Annotated in this window: 16 protein-coding genes and 1 CRISPR repeat array; of the genes, 7 read left to right on the forward strand and 9 right to left on the reverse strand. The window is 73.2% G+C overall.

Translation table 11 applies throughout. The features are described from left to right. Positions 1-351: 351 nt before the first annotated feature. Positions 352-1,257 carry an alpha/beta hydrolase gene (locus tag ACOJVX_RS14705; protein ID WP_245588980.1) on the reverse strand — a complete coding sequence of 302 codons (906 nt, stop codon included), beginning with the start codon at positions 1,255-1,257 and terminating at the stop codon, positions 352-354. 724 nt (positions 1,258-1,981) lie between these two features. Here ACOJVX_RS14705 and ACOJVX_RS14710 point away from each other — a divergent pair. Both ACOJVX_RS14710 and ACOJVX_RS14715 read left to right on the forward strand, forming a co-directional pair. After that, entirely contained in the window at positions 1,982-2,248 is a 267-nt protein-coding gene (locus ACOJVX_RS14710; RefSeq protein ID WP_103056590.1) for a hypothetical protein, read from the forward strand. Between the two features lie 455 nt (positions 2,249-2,703). After that, on the forward strand, positions 2,704-3,963 hold the full coding sequence (locus ACOJVX_RS14715; RefSeq protein ID WP_051314395.1) for a phosphatase PAP2 family protein: 1,260 nt from the start codon (positions 2,704-2,706) through the stop codon (positions 3,961-3,963). Between the two features lie 51 nt (positions 3,964-4,014). Here ACOJVX_RS14715 and ACOJVX_RS14720 read toward each other — a convergent pair whose 3' ends face one another. Further along, positions 4,015-4,902 carry an NAD(P)-dependent oxidoreductase gene (locus ACOJVX_RS14720; RefSeq protein ID WP_026420654.1) on the reverse strand — a complete coding sequence of 296 codons (888 nt, stop codon included), beginning with the start codon at positions 4,900-4,902 and terminating at the stop codon, positions 4,015-4,017. 195 nt (positions 4,903-5,097) lie between these two features. Here ACOJVX_RS14720 and ACOJVX_RS14725 point away from each other — a divergent pair, with 195 nt between their 5' ends. The 3 genes from ACOJVX_RS14725 (at position 5,098) to serS (ending at position 11,413) form a co-directional block, all read left to right on the forward strand. Then, a complete protein-coding gene (locus ACOJVX_RS14725; protein WP_422646847.1) occupies positions 5,098-8,691 on the forward strand; it encodes an ATP-binding protein in 3,594 nt (1,197 codons plus the stop codon). A gap of 313 nt (positions 8,692-9,004) precedes the next feature. After that, positions 9,005-9,793 (forward strand): alpha/beta fold hydrolase, encoded by a 789-nt coding sequence (locus ACOJVX_RS14730; protein WP_030227211.1) that lies wholly within the window; start codon positions 9,005-9,007, stop codon positions 9,791-9,793. Positions 9,794-10,126: 333 nt separating this feature from the next. Continuing rightward, positions 10,127-11,413: a serine--tRNA ligase gene (serS, locus tag ACOJVX_RS14735; protein WP_026420657.1), complete on the forward strand. Its 1,287-nt coding sequence runs from the start codon at positions 10,127-10,129 to the stop codon at positions 11,411-11,413. Positions 11,414-11,783: 370 nt separating this feature from the next. Here serS and ACOJVX_RS14740 read toward each other — a convergent pair whose 3' ends face one another. The 3 genes from ACOJVX_RS14740 to ACOJVX_RS14750 all read right to left on the reverse strand — a co-directional run bounded on the left by ACOJVX_RS14740 (position 11,784) and on the right by ACOJVX_RS14750 (position 13,212). After that, positions 11,784-11,975: a DUF397 domain-containing protein gene (locus tag ACOJVX_RS14740; protein WP_418153794.1), complete on the reverse strand. Its 192-nt coding sequence runs from the start codon at positions 11,973-11,975 to the stop codon at positions 11,784-11,786. 86 nt (positions 11,976-12,061) lie between these two features. Further along, entirely contained in the window at positions 12,062-12,253 is a 192-nt protein-coding gene (locus ACOJVX_RS14745) for a DUF397 domain-containing protein (RefSeq protein WP_103056195.1), read from the reverse strand. Beyond that, the gene (locus tag ACOJVX_RS14750; RefSeq protein ID WP_103056194.1) at positions 12,250-13,212 is read right to left on the reverse strand and encodes a helix-turn-helix domain-containing protein; all 963 of its coding nucleotides are present in this window, start codon (positions 13,210-13,212) and stop codon (positions 12,250-12,252) included. Before ACOJVX_RS14750 ends, ACOJVX_RS14745 begins: the two co-directional genes overlap by 4 nt. A 549-nt stretch (positions 13,213-13,761) precedes the next feature. Between ACOJVX_RS14750 and ACOJVX_RS14755 the strand changes: the two genes are divergently transcribed. Beyond that, positions 13,762-14,169 (forward strand): hypothetical protein, encoded by a 408-nt coding sequence (locus tag ACOJVX_RS14755; protein ID WP_418153793.1) that lies wholly within the window; start codon positions 13,762-13,764, stop codon positions 14,167-14,169. A gap of 139 nt (positions 14,170-14,308) precedes the next feature. After that, a complete protein-coding gene (locus ACOJVX_RS14760; protein WP_422646848.1) occupies positions 14,309-14,746 on the forward strand; it encodes a hypothetical protein in 438 nt (145 codons plus the stop codon). 209 nt (positions 14,747-14,955) lie between these two features. Beyond that, a CRISPR array of direct repeats spans positions 14,956-16,679; the repeat unit is 37 nt; unit sequence GTTGCGATCCTCACCGGGCCCGGAGGCCCGGTGCAAC. Between the two features lie 251 nt (positions 16,680-16,930). Here ACOJVX_RS14760 and cas2 read toward each other — a convergent pair. The 4 genes from cas2 to cas7c form a co-directional block, all read right to left on the reverse strand. After that, a complete protein-coding gene (gene cas2 / locus ACOJVX_RS14765; RefSeq protein ID WP_016696754.1) occupies positions 16,931-17,221 on the reverse strand; it encodes a CRISPR-associated endonuclease Cas2 in 291 nt (96 codons plus the stop codon). A gap of 3 nt (positions 17,222-17,224) precedes the next feature. Then, complete coding sequence (cas1, locus tag ACOJVX_RS14770; protein WP_418153791.1) at positions 17,225-18,241, reverse strand: CRISPR-associated endonuclease Cas1; 1,017 nt, start codon at positions 18,239-18,241, stop codon at positions 17,225-17,227. Then, positions 18,234-18,821 (reverse strand): CRISPR-associated protein Cas4, encoded by a 588-nt coding sequence (gene cas4 / locus ACOJVX_RS14775; protein ID WP_051314422.1) that lies wholly within the window; start codon positions 18,819-18,821, stop codon positions 18,234-18,236. The genes cas1 and cas4 overlap by 8 nt, the downstream gene beginning before the upstream one ends. Positions 18,822-18,894: 73 nt before the next feature. Next, on the reverse strand, positions 18,895-19,794 hold the full coding sequence (gene cas7c / locus ACOJVX_RS14780) for a type I-C CRISPR-associated protein Cas7/Csd2 (protein WP_418153790.1): 900 nt from the start codon (positions 19,792-19,794) through the stop codon (positions 18,895-18,897). Between the last annotated feature and the right edge of the window lie 18 nt (positions 19,795-19,812).

The following is a 19,812-nucleotide window of genomic DNA, read 5'->3' on the forward strand; positions in this document are numbered from 1 at the left end:
GTCGACGGTGCGCGGGCGAGATCCCGGGGCTTCTGGCGAATCCGCGCGGCGCCGATCACCTCCCGAGGCGGCGGCCGGGTGGCATGGCGGCCGGCGGAGGGGTTCCGGTTGGCGGCGGTTCCCGGTGGCGGGCGGCAGGACCGGACCCGGCCAGGTCCACCCGACCCCGACCCCACCCGCCATCCGTGCCTCGATCCGGCAGGGCGACACCCAGGCCGCCCTGGCGCGACCGGGGCCGGTGCGGGGCCCGCTCCACGGCGCCGGAAGCGGTGCGCCCCGGGGGCCGATCCGCCGCCCCCGGTACGACGCGACTCCGCGCCACCCGAGCGGAGCACCGCTCGCCGGTCCGGCTCAGCCCAACCGCATCCGCCGCCGCACCGCGTCCCCGACGACCGTGCCCCGCCGGCCGAGGTCGAGGGGGAGGTCGAAGTGGTCGCGCCCGGGCACCACGACGTCGGTGACCTCGGTGCCCACGGCGCGGGCGCGGTCGACGAACTCCCGGTGTTGCCGGCCGAACTCCTCCGTCTCGTTCCGACCGAGGGCGACGAGGAGGGGCGGGAGCGGCGAGCGGAGGGCCAGGAGCGGGCTGTGCGCGGCCGCGGCCGCCGCGTCCAGGCCCAGGGCGTCGTTGACGTAGGTGTGGCGCAACGGCTCCAGCTCGTACACGCCACTGAGGAGGGTGGCGCTGGCGACGTCCCGCGAGGGGTCGAGACCGTCGCGCCGCCAGCCCTCGACGTCGAGCAGGGCGCTGGCCACCAGGTGCGCCCCGGCCGAGGTCCCGCTCAGGTGGACCTCCGAGGGGGTCCCCGGGAGCTCGGACCGGTGCTGGCAGAGGCGACGGATGCCGAGGCTGACCGAGGCGACGATCTCGGCGAGGTCGTGGGCCGGGGCGAGCCCGTATCCGAGTGCCACGAAGGCGGCGCCCGCCGGGACGAGGTCGAGGGCGGGGAAGGCCGAGTCGTGCCGGCTGAGTTCCTGCCAGTACCCGCCGTGGACGAACACGTGCAGCGGCGCGCCCGCCCTGGATGCGGGGAAGTAGTCGAAGGCCTGTTCGGGGTCGGTCCCGTAGCTGAGGTCGCGGTGGACCACCAGGTCCCGGCGGGCCTCGTCGCTGCGGCGGGCGTAGTCGGCGAGGTAGGGCCCGATGTCGTCCACCCGGGAGCTCGGCGAGTACTGCCGAGCCAACTCGTCCCGGTCGTAGTCCCGCCAGTCCACGGCCATCGCGGTCCCCTTCCCGTCACCTTCCGGGGCTGGCACCGCACCGGTCGTCCCGGTGGTCGGCGCCGAACAAGCACGTCGGCCTCCATCATGCTCCGGCCCCGCCCGCCCCACGGGTCCCCGGGTTCGCCGGGTTCGCCGGGTTCGCCGGGTTCGCCGGGTTCGCCGGGTTCGCCGGGTTCGCCGGGTTCGCCGGGTTCGCCGGGTTCGCCGGGGGCACGGTCCCCTTCCCGGGACGCGGCGGCACACCGACACGCCGGCTCCCCGGCGGGCCCGGACTACCCGGCGGTGCCGCACGGGAGCGGGCCGCTCCCACCGGCCTCGCCCCACACCCTGGCCACGAGGCCGACGTCCGGACGGGGACACGCGCCGCCCCTGGGAGCCGGTGCGGTGGACGGCGGTGGCCCGCCCGGCGGGGGCCGTGGAAGCGCGGAACCGCTCGCCCCCGGCTCCGCCACCGGCCGGCCACTCGGGTGTCGTCGTCCCGCCGATCGCCGATCACACCGCCGGGCCGGCACCCGCACCCACCCCCCGGAATGGCGGAACCCACCACCCGGTGGAGGTCATCGGCCGAGGAGCACGCGTGCCCTCACCGCGACCCCATCCCCGGCGGCGGACACTCGCGACGACGCTCGCCGGACCGACCGCGAGACGCACGCCTCCGCCCGCCGTGCTCCCCGCCCGGGACGCCACGGTGGGGCGCCGAGGACGTCCACCCCGCTCCAACCGGGCGCGGGGAACCGCAGGTGGAGGGGGCCGGATCGTGGGAGCAACCCGGGTACGGCCGGCCGGGCAACGCCCCGGGCGCGGGGCCTGGCTGGGCCCGGTGGCGCTGGGTCTCGCCGTGGCCAGCTGGGTGTTCCCGGTCGGTTCCCTGGTCAGTGCGGGTTCGGCACTGGCGTGCGCCGTCCTGTCGGCCCTCACCGGGCGGGAGTACCGGGTCGACTGGACCGCCGTGCTCGGCGGACTCCTGGCGACCGGGAACCTCACGTTCTCGCTGTTGTTGACCCTCGCCGACGCCCAGCACTGATCCCCTCACCGGTGCGGCGGCCCGGGCCGAGCATCCCCACCCGCCAGGTGCGGCGCGCGGCGGAGGGGAGACGGCCGCCGCACCTCGGCCTCCCCTGCGGACACCACGGGCCGTCCGCCCACCCCCGTCCGTGCGACGGGATTGGCACCCACGAGGGCGGCGGCCCGCCAGCCCGCTCACGCTGGGCGACCCCGCCGACCACCGATCCGGCAAGCGCGAGATCCTGGGAGGAGAGGTCGGCGGCCCGGGCCGGCGGCCCCAGGCACCGCACGGGGCGGGCAACGTCGGGACGACGACACGCGTCCCCCGGAGAACGAGGAGCACCAGAACCCCGCCCGCCGAGACGGCACCCACGACTGTGTCAAGATCATCGGCCGGGTCCCGCACCCGCCCCGTTCCACGCCCCCGCCGGTAGCGCGGACCGCCGCCCGACCGAGATTGGACAACGGACACGCATGGCACAGACCCCTGACGGCGTCCCCGGCATCAGCGCGAGCCTGTACCGGGGGCTGGTCGAGTTCGCGTCCGGAACGCCGGACTGGGTGCACCTCGCCTCCGAGATCATCACCGACGGGCTGCCGATCATGCTGGTCGTGCTGCTCCTGCTGAACTGGTGGCGGGCCAGGGGGGCCGGGGGCCGGGCTCTGCCGCTGGCCCTGCTCGCCCTCGCGGCGACGGCCCTCTCCTACCTGGTGAGCGAGGCGATCAAGACCGGGGTCGGGCAGGAGAGACCCTGCCAGTCGATCGACGTGGTCATGATCGTGGCCTGCGATCCCATCGGCGACTACTCGTTCCCCAGCAACCACACCACCTTCGCCACGGCGGCGGCGGTCGGGTTGGCGATGGCCTGGCGACGGGTGGCGACCTGGGTGCTGGTCTCCGCCGTGGTGACCGCGTTCTCCCGGGTGTTCGTCGGCGCGCACTACCCGCACGACGTGATCGCCGGACTGGTGCTGGGCACGCTCGTCGCCTACCTGGTCATGCGGTTCGGCGTCGCGCCGATGGGCAAGCTGACCGACTGGGCGGCGGGGGTGCCGGCGCTGCGGTGGGCGGTGGCCACCGGGCCGGTGCCCGCCGCCGTGTCCCCCTCTCCCGCCGAGGAGGCGGCCGGTGCCGGCGATGCCCCGGCGTCCCGCGAGCACACCGAGCCGACCCCGCCACGGCCGGTGTCGTCGGTGCCGCCCCCGGCCGCCCCGACGACGGCGATGCCCAGGCCACCGGCCGACGAGGACGCCACCACCGCGCTCCCCGCCCAGCCCACGCCCGAAGCGCCGACCACCGCGCTGCGCACCCCCGCGGGGTCGGCGGCGCCCACCACCGCCCTGCGCACCCCACCGCCCGGACCGGAGGAGGCCGTGACCGAGGCGCTGGGCCGCCCGGCCCCCCGGCGGCCCGCCGTCGAGGACTCCGAGGCCGACACCGTGCACCTGCCGGTCGTCCGCCCGGGCCGTGACCGGGCACCGGGCGGACGACCTGATGGTCGACGCGGTCAGCCCGGCGAGCCCGGCCGGGGTGAGCGCCGGCCCGGTGGACCGCCGCGGGACGGGCGCCCGGTGGAAGGCGGCCAGCCCCGCGGCGGGCGGCCCGGGGACGGCGGCCCCCCGCGCGAGGGTCGCGTGGTCGACGGTCCCCCACCCGGTCGCCCGCCGGGCGGCCAGCAGCCGCCGCCCGAGTGGGGTGAGGAGCCCACCACGAGGTTCCCCACCGTCCGCTGACCGGGCCCCTCCCCCAGGCCACGGGGCGCCCGACGCCGCCGCTGCTGCCGCTCAGGCCGAGGTGCCTCGGACGATCTCGAACAGGCTCGTCCAGTTGTCCCCGCCGTGACCGGCGGCGATCGCCCGCTCGTACAGGGAGTGCACGGCGCCGGGCAGCGCGAGGTCGAGGCCCAGCGCGGCGCTCGTCCGGAGGATGTGGTCGGCGGTGGCGCCCATCATCGTCGCCGTGCTCTGGTCTCCCGGGTACGAACCGGAGTCGAGTTCCTCGTCCGTCCCGGCGACCATCGCCGGGAGCTGGGTCAACGTCCCGAACGCCTGGGGGACGAAGTCGGCGGCGCTCACCCCGGCGGAGCGCACCATCGCGGTGCCCTGGAGGAGCCCGGCCAGCGCGGTGAGGAACACCGCCAACTGGGCCTGGTAGAACAGCTGGGCGGCGGCCGGGTCCTGCCCGACGTACCGGGGTTCCCCGATGACGGCCAGCGTCGAGCGGTGCCGGTCGACGACGTCCCGCTCGCCGCTGTAGTAGACGTAGCAGGCGTCGGTGCCGACCATCACTGCCGGAACCATGACCCCACCGGTCAGGAACCGCGCGCCGTGGCCCTCCGCCCAGCGGGCGGCCTCCCTGGTCACCTCCGGGGTGTCCGAACTCAGGTTCACCAGGGTCCGCCCCGCCAGGGCGCCGGTCGCCGACGCCAGCACCTCGTACATGGCCTGGTAGTCGGTCAGGCTCAGCACGACGACCTCGCTGGCCGCGACGGCCTCCGCCGGGCTGGCCGCCAGCGTCGCCCCCTCGGCCACCAGCTCGTCGGCCCTGCTCGCCGTGCGGTTCCACACGGTCACCGGATGCCCCGCGCGCAGCAGGCTCCGCACCATCGCCCGCCCCATCGGGCCCAGCCCGATCAGGGTCACCGGGGCTGGCGTGCTCCGCTCGTCACTCATGGTCCTCGTCCTCGTCGTTCGTCGTGTCGGCGCCGGGGAGGGCGGTGTGCCTCGTCCGTCCACACCGCACCCGGGTGGTCCTGGTGGAGCCATGCCCTCCCCGGTTCGACGACCACCCTCGTCGCCCACGCGCACGGTTTCCCCCGGGTGCGCGCACGACCCGGTCGTGACGGGGACGACGGCTAGGGTCCGCTGGTGCGTTTCGGGGTGTTGGGGCCACTGGCGGTGTGGACGGACGCGGGCACGGCGGTGACCGTGCCGGAGGCGAAGGTCCGGCTCCTGCTCGCGGTGCTCCTGCTCGGCGAGGGCCGGCCGGTGCCGACCAGCGCGCTCGTCGAGCGGCTGTGGCGTGGCCGCCCCCCGGGCAACCCGGTGAACACCGTCCAGACCAAGGTGTCCCAGCTGCGCCGCGCCCTGGACCGGGCGGAGCCCGGGGCGGGGGCCCTCGTCGTCCGCCAACCCCCCGGCTACCTGTTGGCCGTCGCCGGGTCCGACCTGGACCTGCGGCGGTTCCGGGGCCTGGTCGCCGAGGCCCGGGCGGCCAGGGACCCCGAGGTCCGCGCCGGCCGGCTCGGGGAGGCGCTGGCGGTGTGGCGGGGGCCGGCGTTGGCGGACCTGGCGGCGGAACCCGCCGCCGTGGCGGCGGCGTCGGTGTGGGAGGAGGAACGGCTGGTCGCGACGGAGGAGTGGGCCGAGGCCCGGCTCCGGCTCGGCGACCACGCCGGGCTCGCCGTCGAACTCACGCCGACGGTCGCCCGCCACCCCACCCGGGAACGGCTCCGCGAACGGCACCTGATCGCCCTCTACCGGGCCGGCAGGCAGGCGGAGGCGTTGGCGGGTTACGAGGAGCTGCGGCACCGCCTGCGGGAGGAACTCGGCGTGGACCCGAGCCCACCGGTGGCCGCGCTGCACCGGGCGATCCTCCGGCAGGACCCCGCGCTCGCCGCGCCCTCCCCACCCGCGCCGGCGGCGGGCACGGCGGCGCCCCTCCCGACCGCGCTGACCACCCTGGTGGGTCGGGAGGCGGCGGTCGCGGAGCTCGTCGCCGTCCTCCGCCAGCAGCGCCTGGTCACCCTGACCGGACCGGGCGGGGTCGGGAAGACCCGGCTGGCGATCGAGGTGGCCCGCCGACTGTCCACCCAGCACCCCGACCACCCGCCGCCGGTCCACCCCACCAGCGGACCGCCACCCGCCGCACCCGCCGAGGACCCCGACACCGAGGCACCCGTCACCGCCCGGCTGGTCGAACTGGCCGGGTTGGACGCTCCCGGCCCTGATCACGGGGACCCGGTGGACCGGGTGGCCGAGGCGGTGGCCTCGGCTCTCGGACTGCGCGACGTCCTCGGCGGCGCCTCCGACGAGCCCCACCACCCGCGCACCGGCGAACGGCTGGCGGCGGCGCTGCACCACCGCGACTGGCTGCTGGTGGTGGACAACTGCGAACGGTTGGTCGCCGCCGTCGCCGACCTCGCCGCGCTGCTGCTGGCCCGGGTGCCCTCGCTGCGCGTCCTGGCCACCAGCCAGGAACCGCTCGGGCTCGCCGGGGAACGGGTGTGGCCGGTCCCCCCGCTCAGCCTGCCCGCCCCGGCCAGCGCCCCGGCCGCCGAGATCGAGGTCCGCGCCGGGGCCGAACGGAGCGACGCGGTGCGCCTCCTCGTCGACCGCGCCGCCGACACCACGCCCGGCTTCGCCCTGACCGACGGCAACGCCCGCGCCCTGGCGGCCGTCGCGACCCGGCTCGACGGCATCCCCCTCGCGCTCGAACTGGCCGCCGCCCGGATTCGCGCACTCGGCCCCGAGGAACTGCTGCGCCGCCTCGACGACCGGTTCCGGCTGCTCACCCGGGGCCCACGCGACGCACCCGACCGGCAGCGCACGCTCCGCGCCACCCTCGACTGGAGTTGGGAACCGCTGAGCGAGCCGGAACGCCTCCTGCTCCGCCGACTCGCCGTCCACCGCGACGGGTTCGACCTGGCCGCCGCCGAGGACGTGGGCCCCGGGGGCACCGTCGCCCGCGAGGAGGTCGTCGACCTGCTCACCACCCTGGTGGACCGGTCCCTGGTCACCCCCGTCGACGGCGGCACCGGACTCCCCCGGTACCGGCTGCTGGAGTCGGTGGCCGCCTACGGGCGCGACCGGCTCGCCGAGGCCGGCGAGCTCGACGCGGTGCGCCGCCGGCACGCCGCCCACTACCTGGGCCTGGCCGAACGGGCCGACGACGGGGTACGTGGCCCGGAGCAGCGCCGGTGGTTGCACCGGCTCGACGCGGAGACGGCGAACCTCCGCCACGCCCTGGACACCGCCACCAGCTGCGGGGACGTCGACACCGCGCTGCGCCTGGTCACCTCCCTGGTCTGGTCCTGGTTCCTCCGGGGGCGCACGGCGGAGGCCCGGCGCTCGCTGCGGGCCGCGCTGGCCGTGCCCGGAGCGGACCACCACCCCGCCGGGGAGACCGCGTCGGCCTGGCTGGCCGGCCTGCTCGACCTCGACGGGCACCCCGTCGACCCCGGGCTCCGCCCCGGCTGGGCCCGCGTTCACCCCGAACCAGCACCGCCCGCGCCGGCGGGCACCGCACCCGCCCGCCCTGACCCCGCGCACCGGGCCGACGGCACCCGCCGCCCCGCACCGCTACCACCGGCCGGCCCGTCAGGCGAGGCCGACCCGGCCGGTCGAGCCGTGCCGGCCGGCCCACCAGGGGACGCCGACCCGGCGGGGCAAGCCGCACCGGCCGTGTCCTCCGAGGACCCGGCGACGACGGGCAGCGCGCTCCTCGCCCGGGGCCGGGCGCTGTGGTTCCTCGGCTACGTGACCTCCACCCTGGGCGACCTGGTCGCCGGCAGCCAGCTCACCGACCGGGCGCTCACCCTGATCGAGGCGCGGGGCGACACCTGGGGTGTGGCGGCCGCCCTCGCCGACCGGGCCAACCAGCGGATGGGCCGGGGCGACTTCCCCGCCTCCCACGCCGCCGCCACCCGCAGCCGTGAACTCTTCCGGGGGCTCGGCGACCGCTGGGGGCAGCTCCAGGGCGCGTTCGTGCTCGGCGCCCTGGCCGAGCTGGCCGGCGACTACCCCCGCGCCGAACGCCTGCACCAGGAGGGGTTGCGCGGCGCCGAGGGGCTCCGGCTGTGGCCTGAGGTCTCCTACCAGCTGTCCTGGCTGGGCCGGATCGCCCTGCTCACCGGCGACCACACCCGCGCCAGGGACCTCCACGAACGGGCCAGGACCGTCGCGCTGGAACAGGACTTCACCCCGGGCCGGCTGTACGCGGAGACGGGCCTGGCGCTGGGGGCGCGCCGAGAAGGCCGCTGGGACGAGGCCGAACGCCTGCTGCTCGACCTGGCGGACTGGCACCGCACGACGAGTTTCGAACCGGCGAGCACCCTGATCCTCGCCGAACTCGGCTTCGTCGCCGAACAGCGCGGCGACGCGGCGGCGGCGCTCCGCCTGCACGCCGAGGGGCTCACCACCGCCAGGCGGCTCGCCGACCCCCGGGCCACCGCGCTCGCCCTGGAGGGCCTGGCCGGCGGGCATTCCCTCGCCGGCAACGCCACCCGGGCGGCGCGCCTGCTCGGCGTGGCCACCGGCCTGCGCGCCGGAATCGGCACGCCCCTCCCGGCGGCGGAGCGCCTCGACGTGGACCGCATCACCACCCGGGCCAGGGGAGCCCTGGGCCCCGACCGGTTCGCCGCCGAATTCGACGCGGGAACGTCCTCAGTTGCGGTGGCCGGCGCGGACGCCCTGCGGGACCTGGACGCCGTGCTCGGCGACTCCCCACCAGGCGCCACCTGAGTCCGGCTCCCCCACCGCAGCCCGGCCTTCGGGTCGATCCCGTCGGTGCCCGCGTGGCCCGCCTTCGGACGGACGTCCGCGTCCACAGCCGCTGGTGGACCAGCGCGGTCAGCACGTGAGGGTCACCAGCGAACCCCGTCCACCGCTCGGACGGCCCGGCCCTCGTCCACACCAGCCCCTCCGGGCGCCGGTCCAGCCGACGTCACGGCCCCCACCTCGCGCAAGGCGGTCGGTGTTCCCGCCCGGCGCCGGGCCGTTCCCGTTCCTCCCGGGCCACCGGGAACACGGGTGCGGCCGTGTACCTTGTCCCGACGTGGCTCACGCGACGACGGCTGACGGCGCCCGCATCTGGTACGACGGCGACGGGGACGGCGACCCCGTGCTGCTGCTGCCCGGCCAGTCCCTCGACTCCCGCATGTGGGGCCCGCTGGCCACGGACCTGGCGGCCCGGCACCGCGTCATCCTGATGGACAACCGGGGCACCGGCCGCAGCGAGGACGGCGCCGAAACCGACTACTCCACCGCCCTGTTCGCCCGGGACGCCCTCGCCGTGCTCACCGACCAGGGCATCGACCGGGCCCACGTCTACGGGTTCTCCATGGGCGGGAGGATCGCGCAGGTCCTGGCCACCCTCGCCCCCGACCGGATCGGCGCGCTCGTCCTCGCCGCCACCGGCCCCGGCGGAACCGAGGAGGTCCCCCGGTCCGAGGCCGCGAACGAGGCACTGCGAACGGTATCCACCCCGGCGGGACGGGCCGCGTTGACCGAACTGTTCTTCACCCCGGACTGGGTCCGGGACCACGCGGAGCTGGTGGAGAGCGTGACCCCGTCGAACTCCCGGCGGTCGCAGCGCCGCCACTTCATCGCCAGCACCGACCACCGAGGATGGGACCTGCTCCCCCGGATCACCGCTCCCACCCTGGTGTTGCACGGCGGCGACGACGCCCTCACCCCACCCGAGAACGCGCACCGCATCGCCGGACGCGTCCCCGACGCCCGGGTCCGGATCTTCGACGGAGCCCGGCACGGGGTCCACCTGGAGGCCCGCCCCGCCGCCAGCGACACCGTCCTCGACTTCCTCGCCCAGAACCCGCTGGACTGAGACACCAGCGGACGCGCCAGCCGGATCCGTCGGGCCGCGAGACCGACCCGCCCGGAGTCCGGGGCAACCCGGCACCGCCTGCCGCCGGCCCCGTCACTCGGGGGCCCCAGCGCGGCGGCAGACGCCAGCCACGCGAAGCCTGGACCACGGCGTTGGCCGAGGTCAACCACCCTGCCGGTGATCGGGTACCCGGTCTCAACCCGCCGCCGGACCTGAGCGGTGTTCCCGTTAGACTTTCCGATCGTTCGACATGGTAGGGAGCCCGGTTGGTCCGCTTCCGCCACCTGAAGGCGAGTTCACGCACTCTCGCACCTGAGCTGACGAAGGAACGCCATGCTTGATCTGGACCTGATCCGCCGTGAGCGGGAGGCCGTCGCGGCCGCCCTGTCGAAACGACTCGACAGCTCCGAGGTGGATCGGTCCCTGTCCGCGATCGTCGACCTCGACGCGCGGCGCCGTCAGCTGCTCCAGCGGATCGAGGAGGAGCGCCGCAAGCGCAAGGAGGCCTCACGCGCCTACGCGAAGGCCAAGCGCGAGTCGAGCGAGCCCCTGCCCCCGCCCCCGGACACCAAGGCGGCGTTGCTCGCCCTCGAGAGCGAGCTGGAGAACGTCGGCGCGGAACTCCGCCAGGAGATGGCCGGCCTGCCGAACATGCCCGCCGACGACGTCGTGCCGGGCGGCAAGGAGAACAACGAGGTCCTGCGGGTGTGGGGCGAGAAGCCGGCCCTGGGGGACTTCATCGACCACACCGTGGTCGCCAAGGAGTACGGGCTGGTCGACTTCGACCGGGGAACCAAACTCGGCGGCTCCGGCTACTGGATGTACACCGGCTACGGCGCCCGTCTGGAATGGGCGCTGCTGAACTGGTTCATCGACCAGCACAACGCCGCCGGCTACACCTTCGTCCTGCCGCCGCACATGCTGTTGGAGAGCGCCGGCTTCGCCGCAGGGCAGTTCCCCAAGTTCAGCGACGACGTCTACCACATCGCCAACCCGGTGTCGGACCGCCCGCAGTTCCTGCTGCCGACCTCCGAGACCGCGCTCCTCGCCGCCCACCAGGACGAGATCTTCACCGAGGCGGAGCTCCCCCGCCGGGTCTTCGCCTACACGCCCTGCTACCGCCGGGAGAAGGCCGGCACCCACTCCGACGAGCGGGGCACGGTGCGCGGACACCAGTTCAACAAGGTCGAGCTGTTCCAGTTCACCACCCCGGACGGCGCCGCCGAGGCCTTCGAGTCGATGGTCGACGCCGCCGAGGCACTGGTGCGCGGGCTGGGCCTGCACTTCCGGACGTCGAAGCTCGCCGCTGGTGACACCAGCGCCACGATGCGCAGGACCTTCGACATCGAGGTGTGGATGCCGCACGCCAACGGCTACAAGGAGGTGTCGTCGGTGTCCTGGGCCGGCGACTACCAGGCCCGGCGGGCGAACATCCGCTTCCGCGCGCCGCAGGCGAAGCAGACCCAGTTCGTGCACACCCTGAACGGGTCCGCCCTGGCCACCAGCCGGCTGATGCCCGCCATCCTGGAGCAGTTCCAGCAGGAGGACGGTTCGGTGCTGGTGCCCGAGGTACTGCGGGACCGCGTGGGCACCGACCGCCTGGTGCGCCCCACGCGCTGACAACGGCCGAGACGGGGTGTGGACGGGTTCACCGTCCACACCCCGTTCGCATTCCTACCGGGCACCGCCCACCCCGGGCCGAGTAGCCGGGCTGATGGACCTCCGTGCCGACGGACCTCGGGGACAGCTCGACGGGCGGCGTGGGACCCAGGCCCGCCATAGCGCTCGGCGCGTCGCAGCACCGGGAACCGCCGAATCCTGAGGACCACGACGCCTCTCCCGGCCCGGCAGCACGGCGTCGGCAGCGAGCGCAACCTTCCCGTTCCTCCCGTCCTTCCCGTCCGCTCGGGACGGCTGGCCAGGAGGCGGAACGGGATGCGGCCCCCGCACGAGGAGTGCGAGGGCCGCGCCGAGAACGTCGTTCGCGGGGTCAGAGACGGTCGCGCTTCACCGCGTCGATGAACGCCGTGAAGACCTGACGATCAACGACCAGAACACCACCGCCCCGGTTCTTGCTGTCCCGGATACCAGCCAAGCCCGGCGCCCCACCAATCTCAACACAATTGGACTGGTCATCGCTGCGAGTTGACTTACGCCACCCGGTCATACCCTGCCGCACCATGAAGCCCACCCTTCTCGATCAACCAACCGAGCACCACACGCAGCTCCCCCAGAACAGCAAGGGACCCACACAGGCGCCCCGCCGAGTCACACCCAATCCCGCTTCACCGCGTCGATGAACGCCGCGAAGACCTGACGATCAACGACCAGAACACCACCACCCCGGTTCTTGCTGTCCCGGATACCCGCTACGCCGGGCGCCCCGCCCACCTCGACGCAGTCCCCTTGTGGGCCACTCGCTCGCGCCTTCCGCCACCCGGTGAGTTCCTGCGTGGTCATTCTGCCTGCCCTTCGTACTGGTCACGGTATGTGGCGATGGTCTTGACCGAGTCGTCAGGAGACAACGCCACCCCAGCCAGCGTATCGACCGCAGTCGCGTAGGCGTCAGTGTCAGCTCGACGATCGAGGTAGGTTCCCGTCGTCAGATGCTCCAGGTACACGACGGGCGCAGCGTCCACGAACTCCAGCAGGCCGAAATTTCCCATCGCTCCGACCGGAAGCCCAGGCTGTGGGCCCATCGTGAGGGGAACGATCCGTATCGTGGCATGTGGATGCTCGATAAGGTGATCAAGCTGGTCGTACATGATTCTTGGCCCGCCGACGCGGCGCATCAACGCCGACTCGTCCACATACGCTGTGTACTCCGGGGCGTTCTTTCCTCTCAGCACCTCCTGCCGGCCCATTCGAGTCAGCACCAGGTCTTTCGACGAGTACGATCCAGTGCCCGCTGAGATCATCGCGTGTGCGTAGTCCCGAGTCTGGAGGAGACCGGGAATCAGGGTGGCGACGGAGGTAACTCGAGCTGCTTCGCGCTCGTAGTCGATGAGTGTCGCAAGTTGCCCAGGAAGGGACGTTGAAGGGGTCCACGGGGACGCGGCTGGCAGGTCCCGGGTCTGGCTGATGAGCGCCTCCCGTTGGTCACGCGGCAGTTCCAGCGCTCCGACGATTGTCGCCACGAGCTCGGGTGTGAGGATGACTTCCGCCCGCTCCACACGGCCAACCCAGGTGTGTGAGGTACTCAGCCGGCGGGCCAACTCCCGCACGCCGACTCCTGCGTCCTCGCGCGCGGTCCTGAGCGCGTGCCCAACGGCCCGAGCCCTCGGCGTACGCAACTTGGAAGTCCGCTTCATGTTGGCAGCGTACGCGGCGTGATCACGTTCGCCTTCCACCTCATCGGGCGATTGTCTCCACCGATCGGAACAGGATTTTATGGTGGAACAAGTGGAACAATGTTCCATGAACCAGACCTGATCCGATTGTCGGTTCAAGTACCAAATCGCCAGACCAGGAGGCTACTCCATGCCCGGATCTCCCTCCTTCCTGCTACTCACAGGGACGGTTGTCTTGGGAATCGCCGGTCTCCTGGTCATCACCGCGATCCTCATCGGACGTAAGGGAGAACGTGGAGACGATCGGCGACAGCACTACCGCACACCTCCACACAACTCCTCCCGACCCACTCACGCGATCCCCGTAGCCGTACTGCTCGCGACGCGAGCCCAGGACAGGCCGGACGCGCCGCCCGACTCCCCGAGGCGCGCCCGGCCGGGGGCGGCGGACCCCGACACCACCGCCGCCCCCTTCCACCGTCCGGCCCCACCTCCCCTCGGGGGCCGGCACCGCGCGGCGACGGTGCGCCCCGCCGCCGCGCGCCGGGAACGGTCGTCGCCCGCCCCGCGCACGCGCGGGCGACGGCCGGGGGCGGTGGCACCTCCCCCCGATCCCGCGGCCACCGCCCCCATCCCGGCCCTGACCGGAGTCCTTCCCATCTGGACGGAGCCCAGCCCGTGACCAGTCCCCACCGCACCCTGCCCCGAGACGCCTGGCGAGCCAGCGTCGCCGCAGTGGCACCCACCGGACAACCCACGACCGTCGTGCTCACCCTCACCGCTGACGAGTCGGCGGCGGTCCTGCTCGCCGCCGGCACCGTCGGGCTGGTGGCGCCGCACGCCGCCCGACAGTTCTCCACGGCCCTGCTCCATCGCCGGAATCTCGCGATCCCCCTGCACGTCGGGTCCTCAGTGTTGCGCCTGGCGATGACGTCCCTCGCCGTTCCCGGTGCGGGTACCGGGGGCGCCCGGCTGGCGCTGGCCGGCAATGGGTGGGGGTGGCCGCTACTGCTGGGTCCCCGCCCGGTGCGTCAGTTGGCGCGAGTGCTGGACGAGGCAGCCGGACGATGCCGGCGGGGGTGGTGAGCGTGAACCCGGTCGATGTGGCGGAGTCGGTGACCACGGTGCTTCCCCGCATTCCGCCAGCACGGTCCTGCCGAGTCCGTGCCTACGTTCTCCCTCGTCGTTCCAGCCGGGTACGGCCCTACCTGAGGCGGGGTGCGCGGTGACCACATCGGAGCCGGTGCTTCTCGTGCCGGGGAACGCGCTGGGACGGATCACCGGATGGATGCCCGCCCGGTGTGGGCCGGTGTCCGTGCTGGTGGAGACCAGCCGGCTCGGCGTTGTCCTGCGCCCTGAACACGCGCCCGAGGAACCCGTGGGCCTGCCGGTGATGCAGGCCCGACGGGTCGCCGGTGCCCTGCTGGTGGCGGACGGGGAAGCGGTCGTGACGGCGATCGTGCCTGGGCCGGAACCCGTGGCATCGCTGATGGTCAGCACCTTGCCCGCCTTGGGCGGGAAAGCGGTGACCGTGGTGGTGGGTGGTGATCAGTTCGTGTGCGTCCTACCTGCCGCCTGCTCGGCCGCATTCCCTGCTGACCCGCAGCTCACCCCGCCGAAGGAGGCGGGAGAGTTCATCGCGAGGGCAGCGGAGGGGGTCTGACGCCTACGACGATCCGCACGAAAAAGCGCGAGGCACCGTGTCGTGCCTTTGGAGGGCGCCTCGGCGCCTCGCAGTCCCGTCAGGAAAAGACTGGTACAACGCGCGCACCTAGTAGTCACCAAGGCAGCATCAACAAGTTGCGATCCCACCGGGCCCGGAGGCCCGGTGCAACTCGACATCGCCCGGTCCTACCTGCGGTCCGCCGCAGCGTTGCGATCCTCACCGGGCCCGGAGGCCCGGTGCAAGTCCCTGGAAACAATCGACGAGTACCTGGCTGGCCGCGAGGTTGCGATCCTCACCGGGCCCGGAGGCCCGGTGCAACCTGGCGACCTCCCGCCCCACCACCGACCCCACGCCCGAGGTTGCGATCCTCACCGGGCCCGGAGGCCCGGTGCAACCGGGGTGGCGGCGCCGCCCCCCCCTTGACGGCGTAGCGTTGCGATCCTCACCGGGCCCGGAGGCCCGGTGCAACGCGGCGCGGGTCCGCTGGGCGTCGTCCTCGCCGACGTTGCGATCCTCACCGGGCCCGGAGGCCCGGTGCAACGGTACTCCCCGCCGACGCGCCACGCGCCGACTGGGGTTGCGATCCTCACCGGGCCCGGAGGCCCGGTGCAACCGTCATGATCTCGCTCAGCACATACCCGCAGGTAGCGAGTTGCGATCCTCACCGGGCCCGGAGGCCCGGTGCAACCGGCCGCGCAGGCCGCTCCGTCAGTGCCGGCCACGGCGTTGCGATCCTCACCGGGCCCGGAGGCCCGGTGCAACGAGGGCGCGGCGGGACGCATGGCCGATATTCGAATGGTTGCGATCCTCACCGGGCCCGGAGGCCCGGTGCAACGGACCGACCAGTTCGCGTGCTCGGCGAGGGCCGGGGTTGCGATCCTCACCGGGCCCGGAGGCCCGGTGCAACATCAGATGGGCGCTTCGCGTCCCGAGTCTCATGAAGGGTTGCGATCCTCACCGGGCCCGGAGGCCCGGTGCAACGTCGTACGCGATCCGCCGAACCGCGGTCTGTGCGAGGGTTGCGATCCTCACCGGGCCCGGAGGCCCGGTGCAACCAGTGCCGCCCGGCTTGTTTCGCTGCTACTGCCGTGGTTGCGATCCTCACCGGGCCCGGAGGCCCGGTGCAACCCCGGTTCAGCTGGCTCAGCGCCACCACCGGGGCATCGTTGCGATCCTCACCGGGCCCGGAGGCCCGGTGCAACCTGGGGTACCTCCCGGTTCCGTAGAGGCGTTCGGTGTTGCGATCCTCACCGGGCCCGGAGGCCCGGTGCAACTGCCCGCAGGGATGCGATCGGTGCGAAGCAGCTCAGGTTGCGATCCTCACCGGGCCCGGAGGCCCGGTGCAACTTGCAACACCGGCGGGCTCCGTGTCCGGCAGAGCAAGTTGCGATCCTCACCGGGCCCGGAGGCCCGGTGCAACAGGGAGCGAGCCGCCGAGCCTGGCTGAGCGCCGCAAGTTGCGATCCTCACCGGGCCCGGAGGCCCGGTGCAACGAGCCTACCCTGCGACCTGCCAGGCGTGACGTGGGCGTTGCGATCCTCACCGGGCCCGGAGGCCCGGTGCAACCGCAGTGAACTACCTGCTTGGGGGATTGTCCGAAGAGTTGCGATCCTCACCGGGCCCGGAGGCCCGGTGCAACCAGGTCCTGTTGGAGCCGCGCATCACGGGGGTGTGGGTTGCGATCCTCACCGGGCCCGGAGGCCCGGTGCAACTTGATTCCGTCCCACGCGGTGGTGACTACGTTGCGGTTGCGATCCTCACCGGGCCCGGAGGCCCGGTGCAACCGCCGCCGCCGACCGTGTCGCCCAGGTCGCCGACTCGTTGCGATCCTCACCGGGCCCGGAGGCCCGGTGCAACGCGGGGCGCGGCGATCGACTACCTCAGCATGTTGCTGTTGCGATCCTCACCGGGCCCGGAGGCCCGGTGCAACGCTGCGTGAACAGCGGTTTTCCCATTTCGTGTTGCGACGAGCTTCCCGCAAACCAGACAAAGATGACGACACGCCCGGGATTTGCTTAGGAGAGTCCAGGCGTTTCGTGTGACGCTTCCGATCCGCGCGAACTCCACACCGCACACGGCGCGGATCCGCACCACCCTGGGGCCGGCTCGGCCGGCCTGCGAGCGCACCAGCGGAATTCCCTGTCACGACTGCCCTTCCTGTCCAGTCTCCGGAAAGCACCGTCAGTACACCAGAGGCGATTCGTGCGGCGCCAGCCGCGACGCCCCCATGTGCTCCGCGCGGGAGAACGAACCCCGGTCGAGGTGGTAGACGCGGATGCTGTCCCGCTCGGAGTTGATCACCTCTGCCAGGCGGTGCTTCATCAACACCCAGTCCTGCGGCCGGCACACCACCTCGAAGACGGACTTCTGCACCCGGTGCCCGTAGCCCTCGCAGATCTTCGCCACCCTGCGCAGCCGCCGCTGACCCTCCCGCGTAGCGGTCTCAACGTCGTAGCTGATCAGCAACTCCACCCCTCAGCCCGCCGACCACGGGGTGTAGGTCGGCGTGTCACCTCGGAGGTGCCGGGCCAACAACCGCGCCTGGAGCAGCGGCAGGGTGGACGCGGGAACCTCCCGGTCCAGGACCGGGTGGTGCCACATCCGGTCCCGCGCCGTGGACCAGTGGGAGAGGAACGCTTTCCGTCCCTCCTCCGTGAACCTGACCTCCCCTCCGGGCAGGGTCTCCATGTCCCGCTCGCTCAGCTGCTTCTTGTTGAACAGCGTGATGACGAGGCGGTCCACCAGCATCGTCCTGAACTCCTCCATGAGGTCCAGGGACAACGACGCCTTGCCTGGCCGCACGTCGTGCAGGTACCCGATGAACGGGTCGAGCCCGACCTCGTCGACCGCTCCCCTGGTGGCGACCTCCAGCATCGTGTAGCCGAAGGACAGCGCGCAGTTGACGGGATCCGTGGGTGGACGACGGGTCCGCCCCGGGTTCGCCCCCGGGATCAGCACGCCCATCGCCTGGAAGTACCGCCGCGCGGCGCTGCCCTCCAGACCCCGGATCGTGTCCAGCTCGTCGGCTTCCCGCAGGCGTGGCAACGTGGCGGCGTGGTCGGCAGCGATATCCCGCAGCAACTCCCGATCACCGCCCTGCCTGTCCCGTGCGATGCGCAGCACCAGTTGGCGGCAGTTGTGCAGTTTGCCGGCCACGAACGCGCGGGCCAGGGCCAGCCGGCGGGCAGGGTCGTCGTAGGCCCGGACCTGCTCGATGCGGAGCCGCGCCCCGCCGGTCTGCCGGCCGGAGGTCCTGGTGAGCAGCTTGCCGTTCTGACTCAACCAGGTGACTGACCGGCCGTCCTCCGAGCACCGGTGGAACAGGTCCTCGGAGACGTGCACCCCCTTGTTGACCACCAGGTGGTCGAGTCGAACCAGGGGTTGCAGGTGCCGGCCGGGCCTGTCGGGGCTGGTGATCCGCACCGCGTCGCCGTCCAACCCCAAGCTCGTGCCCGGGGTCGAGATGAACAGGGTCCTCAGTGCTTCAGTCATCCCACTCTCCCAACGGACGTGGTGTGAAAGGGTCCCCGGGCGATGCCGCGCGCAGCTCGGGCACGCACCCGGGCCGGAGGGAACACCGGCGGCAGCGGCTGTCGTGCACGGGGGGCGGCGTGGTCCCGGTGGTGATCAGCTCGCGCAGTCGCTCGGCCGTGTCAACCACCCGGCGTTCCAGGGCGGCGTCGACCTCGACGACGTGCCGCCGACGGCGTTGCCCGGCGAAGACGACCCCGTGGGGCACCTCCGCCCCGAACATCTCCCGGAGGCACAACACCTGGCCGGCGACCTGCACGTCGGCCGGTCCCCCAGGCCGGTAGCCACCGGACTTGTGCTCCACCGGCACCGGACCGTCCGGCCCGAACTCGACCGTGTCGCAGACCCCGTGGATGCCCAGCCGCGTGCTGCGCACCGGCAGCGAGTTCCACTGGCGCACACCGCGACGGTTCCTGGTGGTGTCGCCGCGGTCGACGACCTCGTGATGCAGCGAACCCCTGGTCGTGGCCGCATCATCCTCGAAGTACTGCTCGACGTGGATCAACGCCGCCTGCCGGGGGCAGTAGGCGTAGTGCTCCAACCCTCCGAGGGTGACGCTGGGTTCGGGGCCGGGCCGCGGCCCGGCCCCTTCCGAGTGTGAGGACCCCATCACGTCAGCCGAGCACCGTGGTCAGGGTGACACCGTCGGGCAGTGCCGCGGAGTCGACGCGCAGCTTGTAGTCGGTGAACGACCTCGGCGGGAGCGGGTTGTCCGGCTCGGTCCGCTCGGCCACCACGCGCTCGCACAGGGTGTGGGCGGGGGCGTTCCCGAAGGCGTCCTGGTGACTGAACACGTGGAGACCTCGCGGGGCGAGCCGGCCGCGCGTCGCGGAACGGTCGTGGTCGAACATCATCGTCATCGACCGGTACAGCAGCTCCAGGTCACGGCTGTCCACGCCGGTCTGCCTGCCCCGGGCCGCCGAGTAGTACAGCTCGGCGCGGTAGAGGCCGTAGGGGACGGTCCACTTGCCGCCCATCTCGGTGCTCTCCCCCTTGTCGATGTCCTCCTTCTTCGTCTGGGTGACGCGGGTGATCGCGTGGTCGACCGGGCTCACCGGGTCGGCGCTGCGCGCCATCGTCACCTGGAGCGGACCGTAGATCTGGCCGAGCCGCTTGGTGACCTTGCTCCCCGTGGAGAGCACCGCACCGAAGAGGCGGATGTCGACGTAGCGGTTCGCCAGCCAGGCACGAGTGTTCATGACCTGCTCGGTGCTGATCTTCTCCTCCTCGGCGCCGTTGGCGCTCGCGGCTTCCAGGAGCCTGGTGTTCAGGGCGTGGCCCGCCTCGACGAAGATCCCGTAGCGGGGGTCGCCGTCGCCAGCCAACGCCAGGGTGTTGCGGATCTTCCGCTTGAGCGCGACGTCGGTCACCAGGCCGTGCTGGGTGTCCAGGTCCAGGCGTGGCCGGTTGCCGGAGTCGGGGTCGCCGTTGGGGTTGCCGTCGGTGACGTCGAAGTAGAAGACGATGTCGTGCCGCACGGTGGGGTCGAGGTGTGCGGGTACGGCGTTGCTCATGGTTCTCCTGCCAGTGGG

Source organism: Actinoalloteichus caeruleus, from assembly GCF_049311605.1.
Taxonomy (GTDB): Bacteria; Actinomycetota; Actinomycetes; order Mycobacteriales; family Pseudonocardiaceae; genus Actinoalloteichus_B; species Actinoalloteichus_B caeruleus.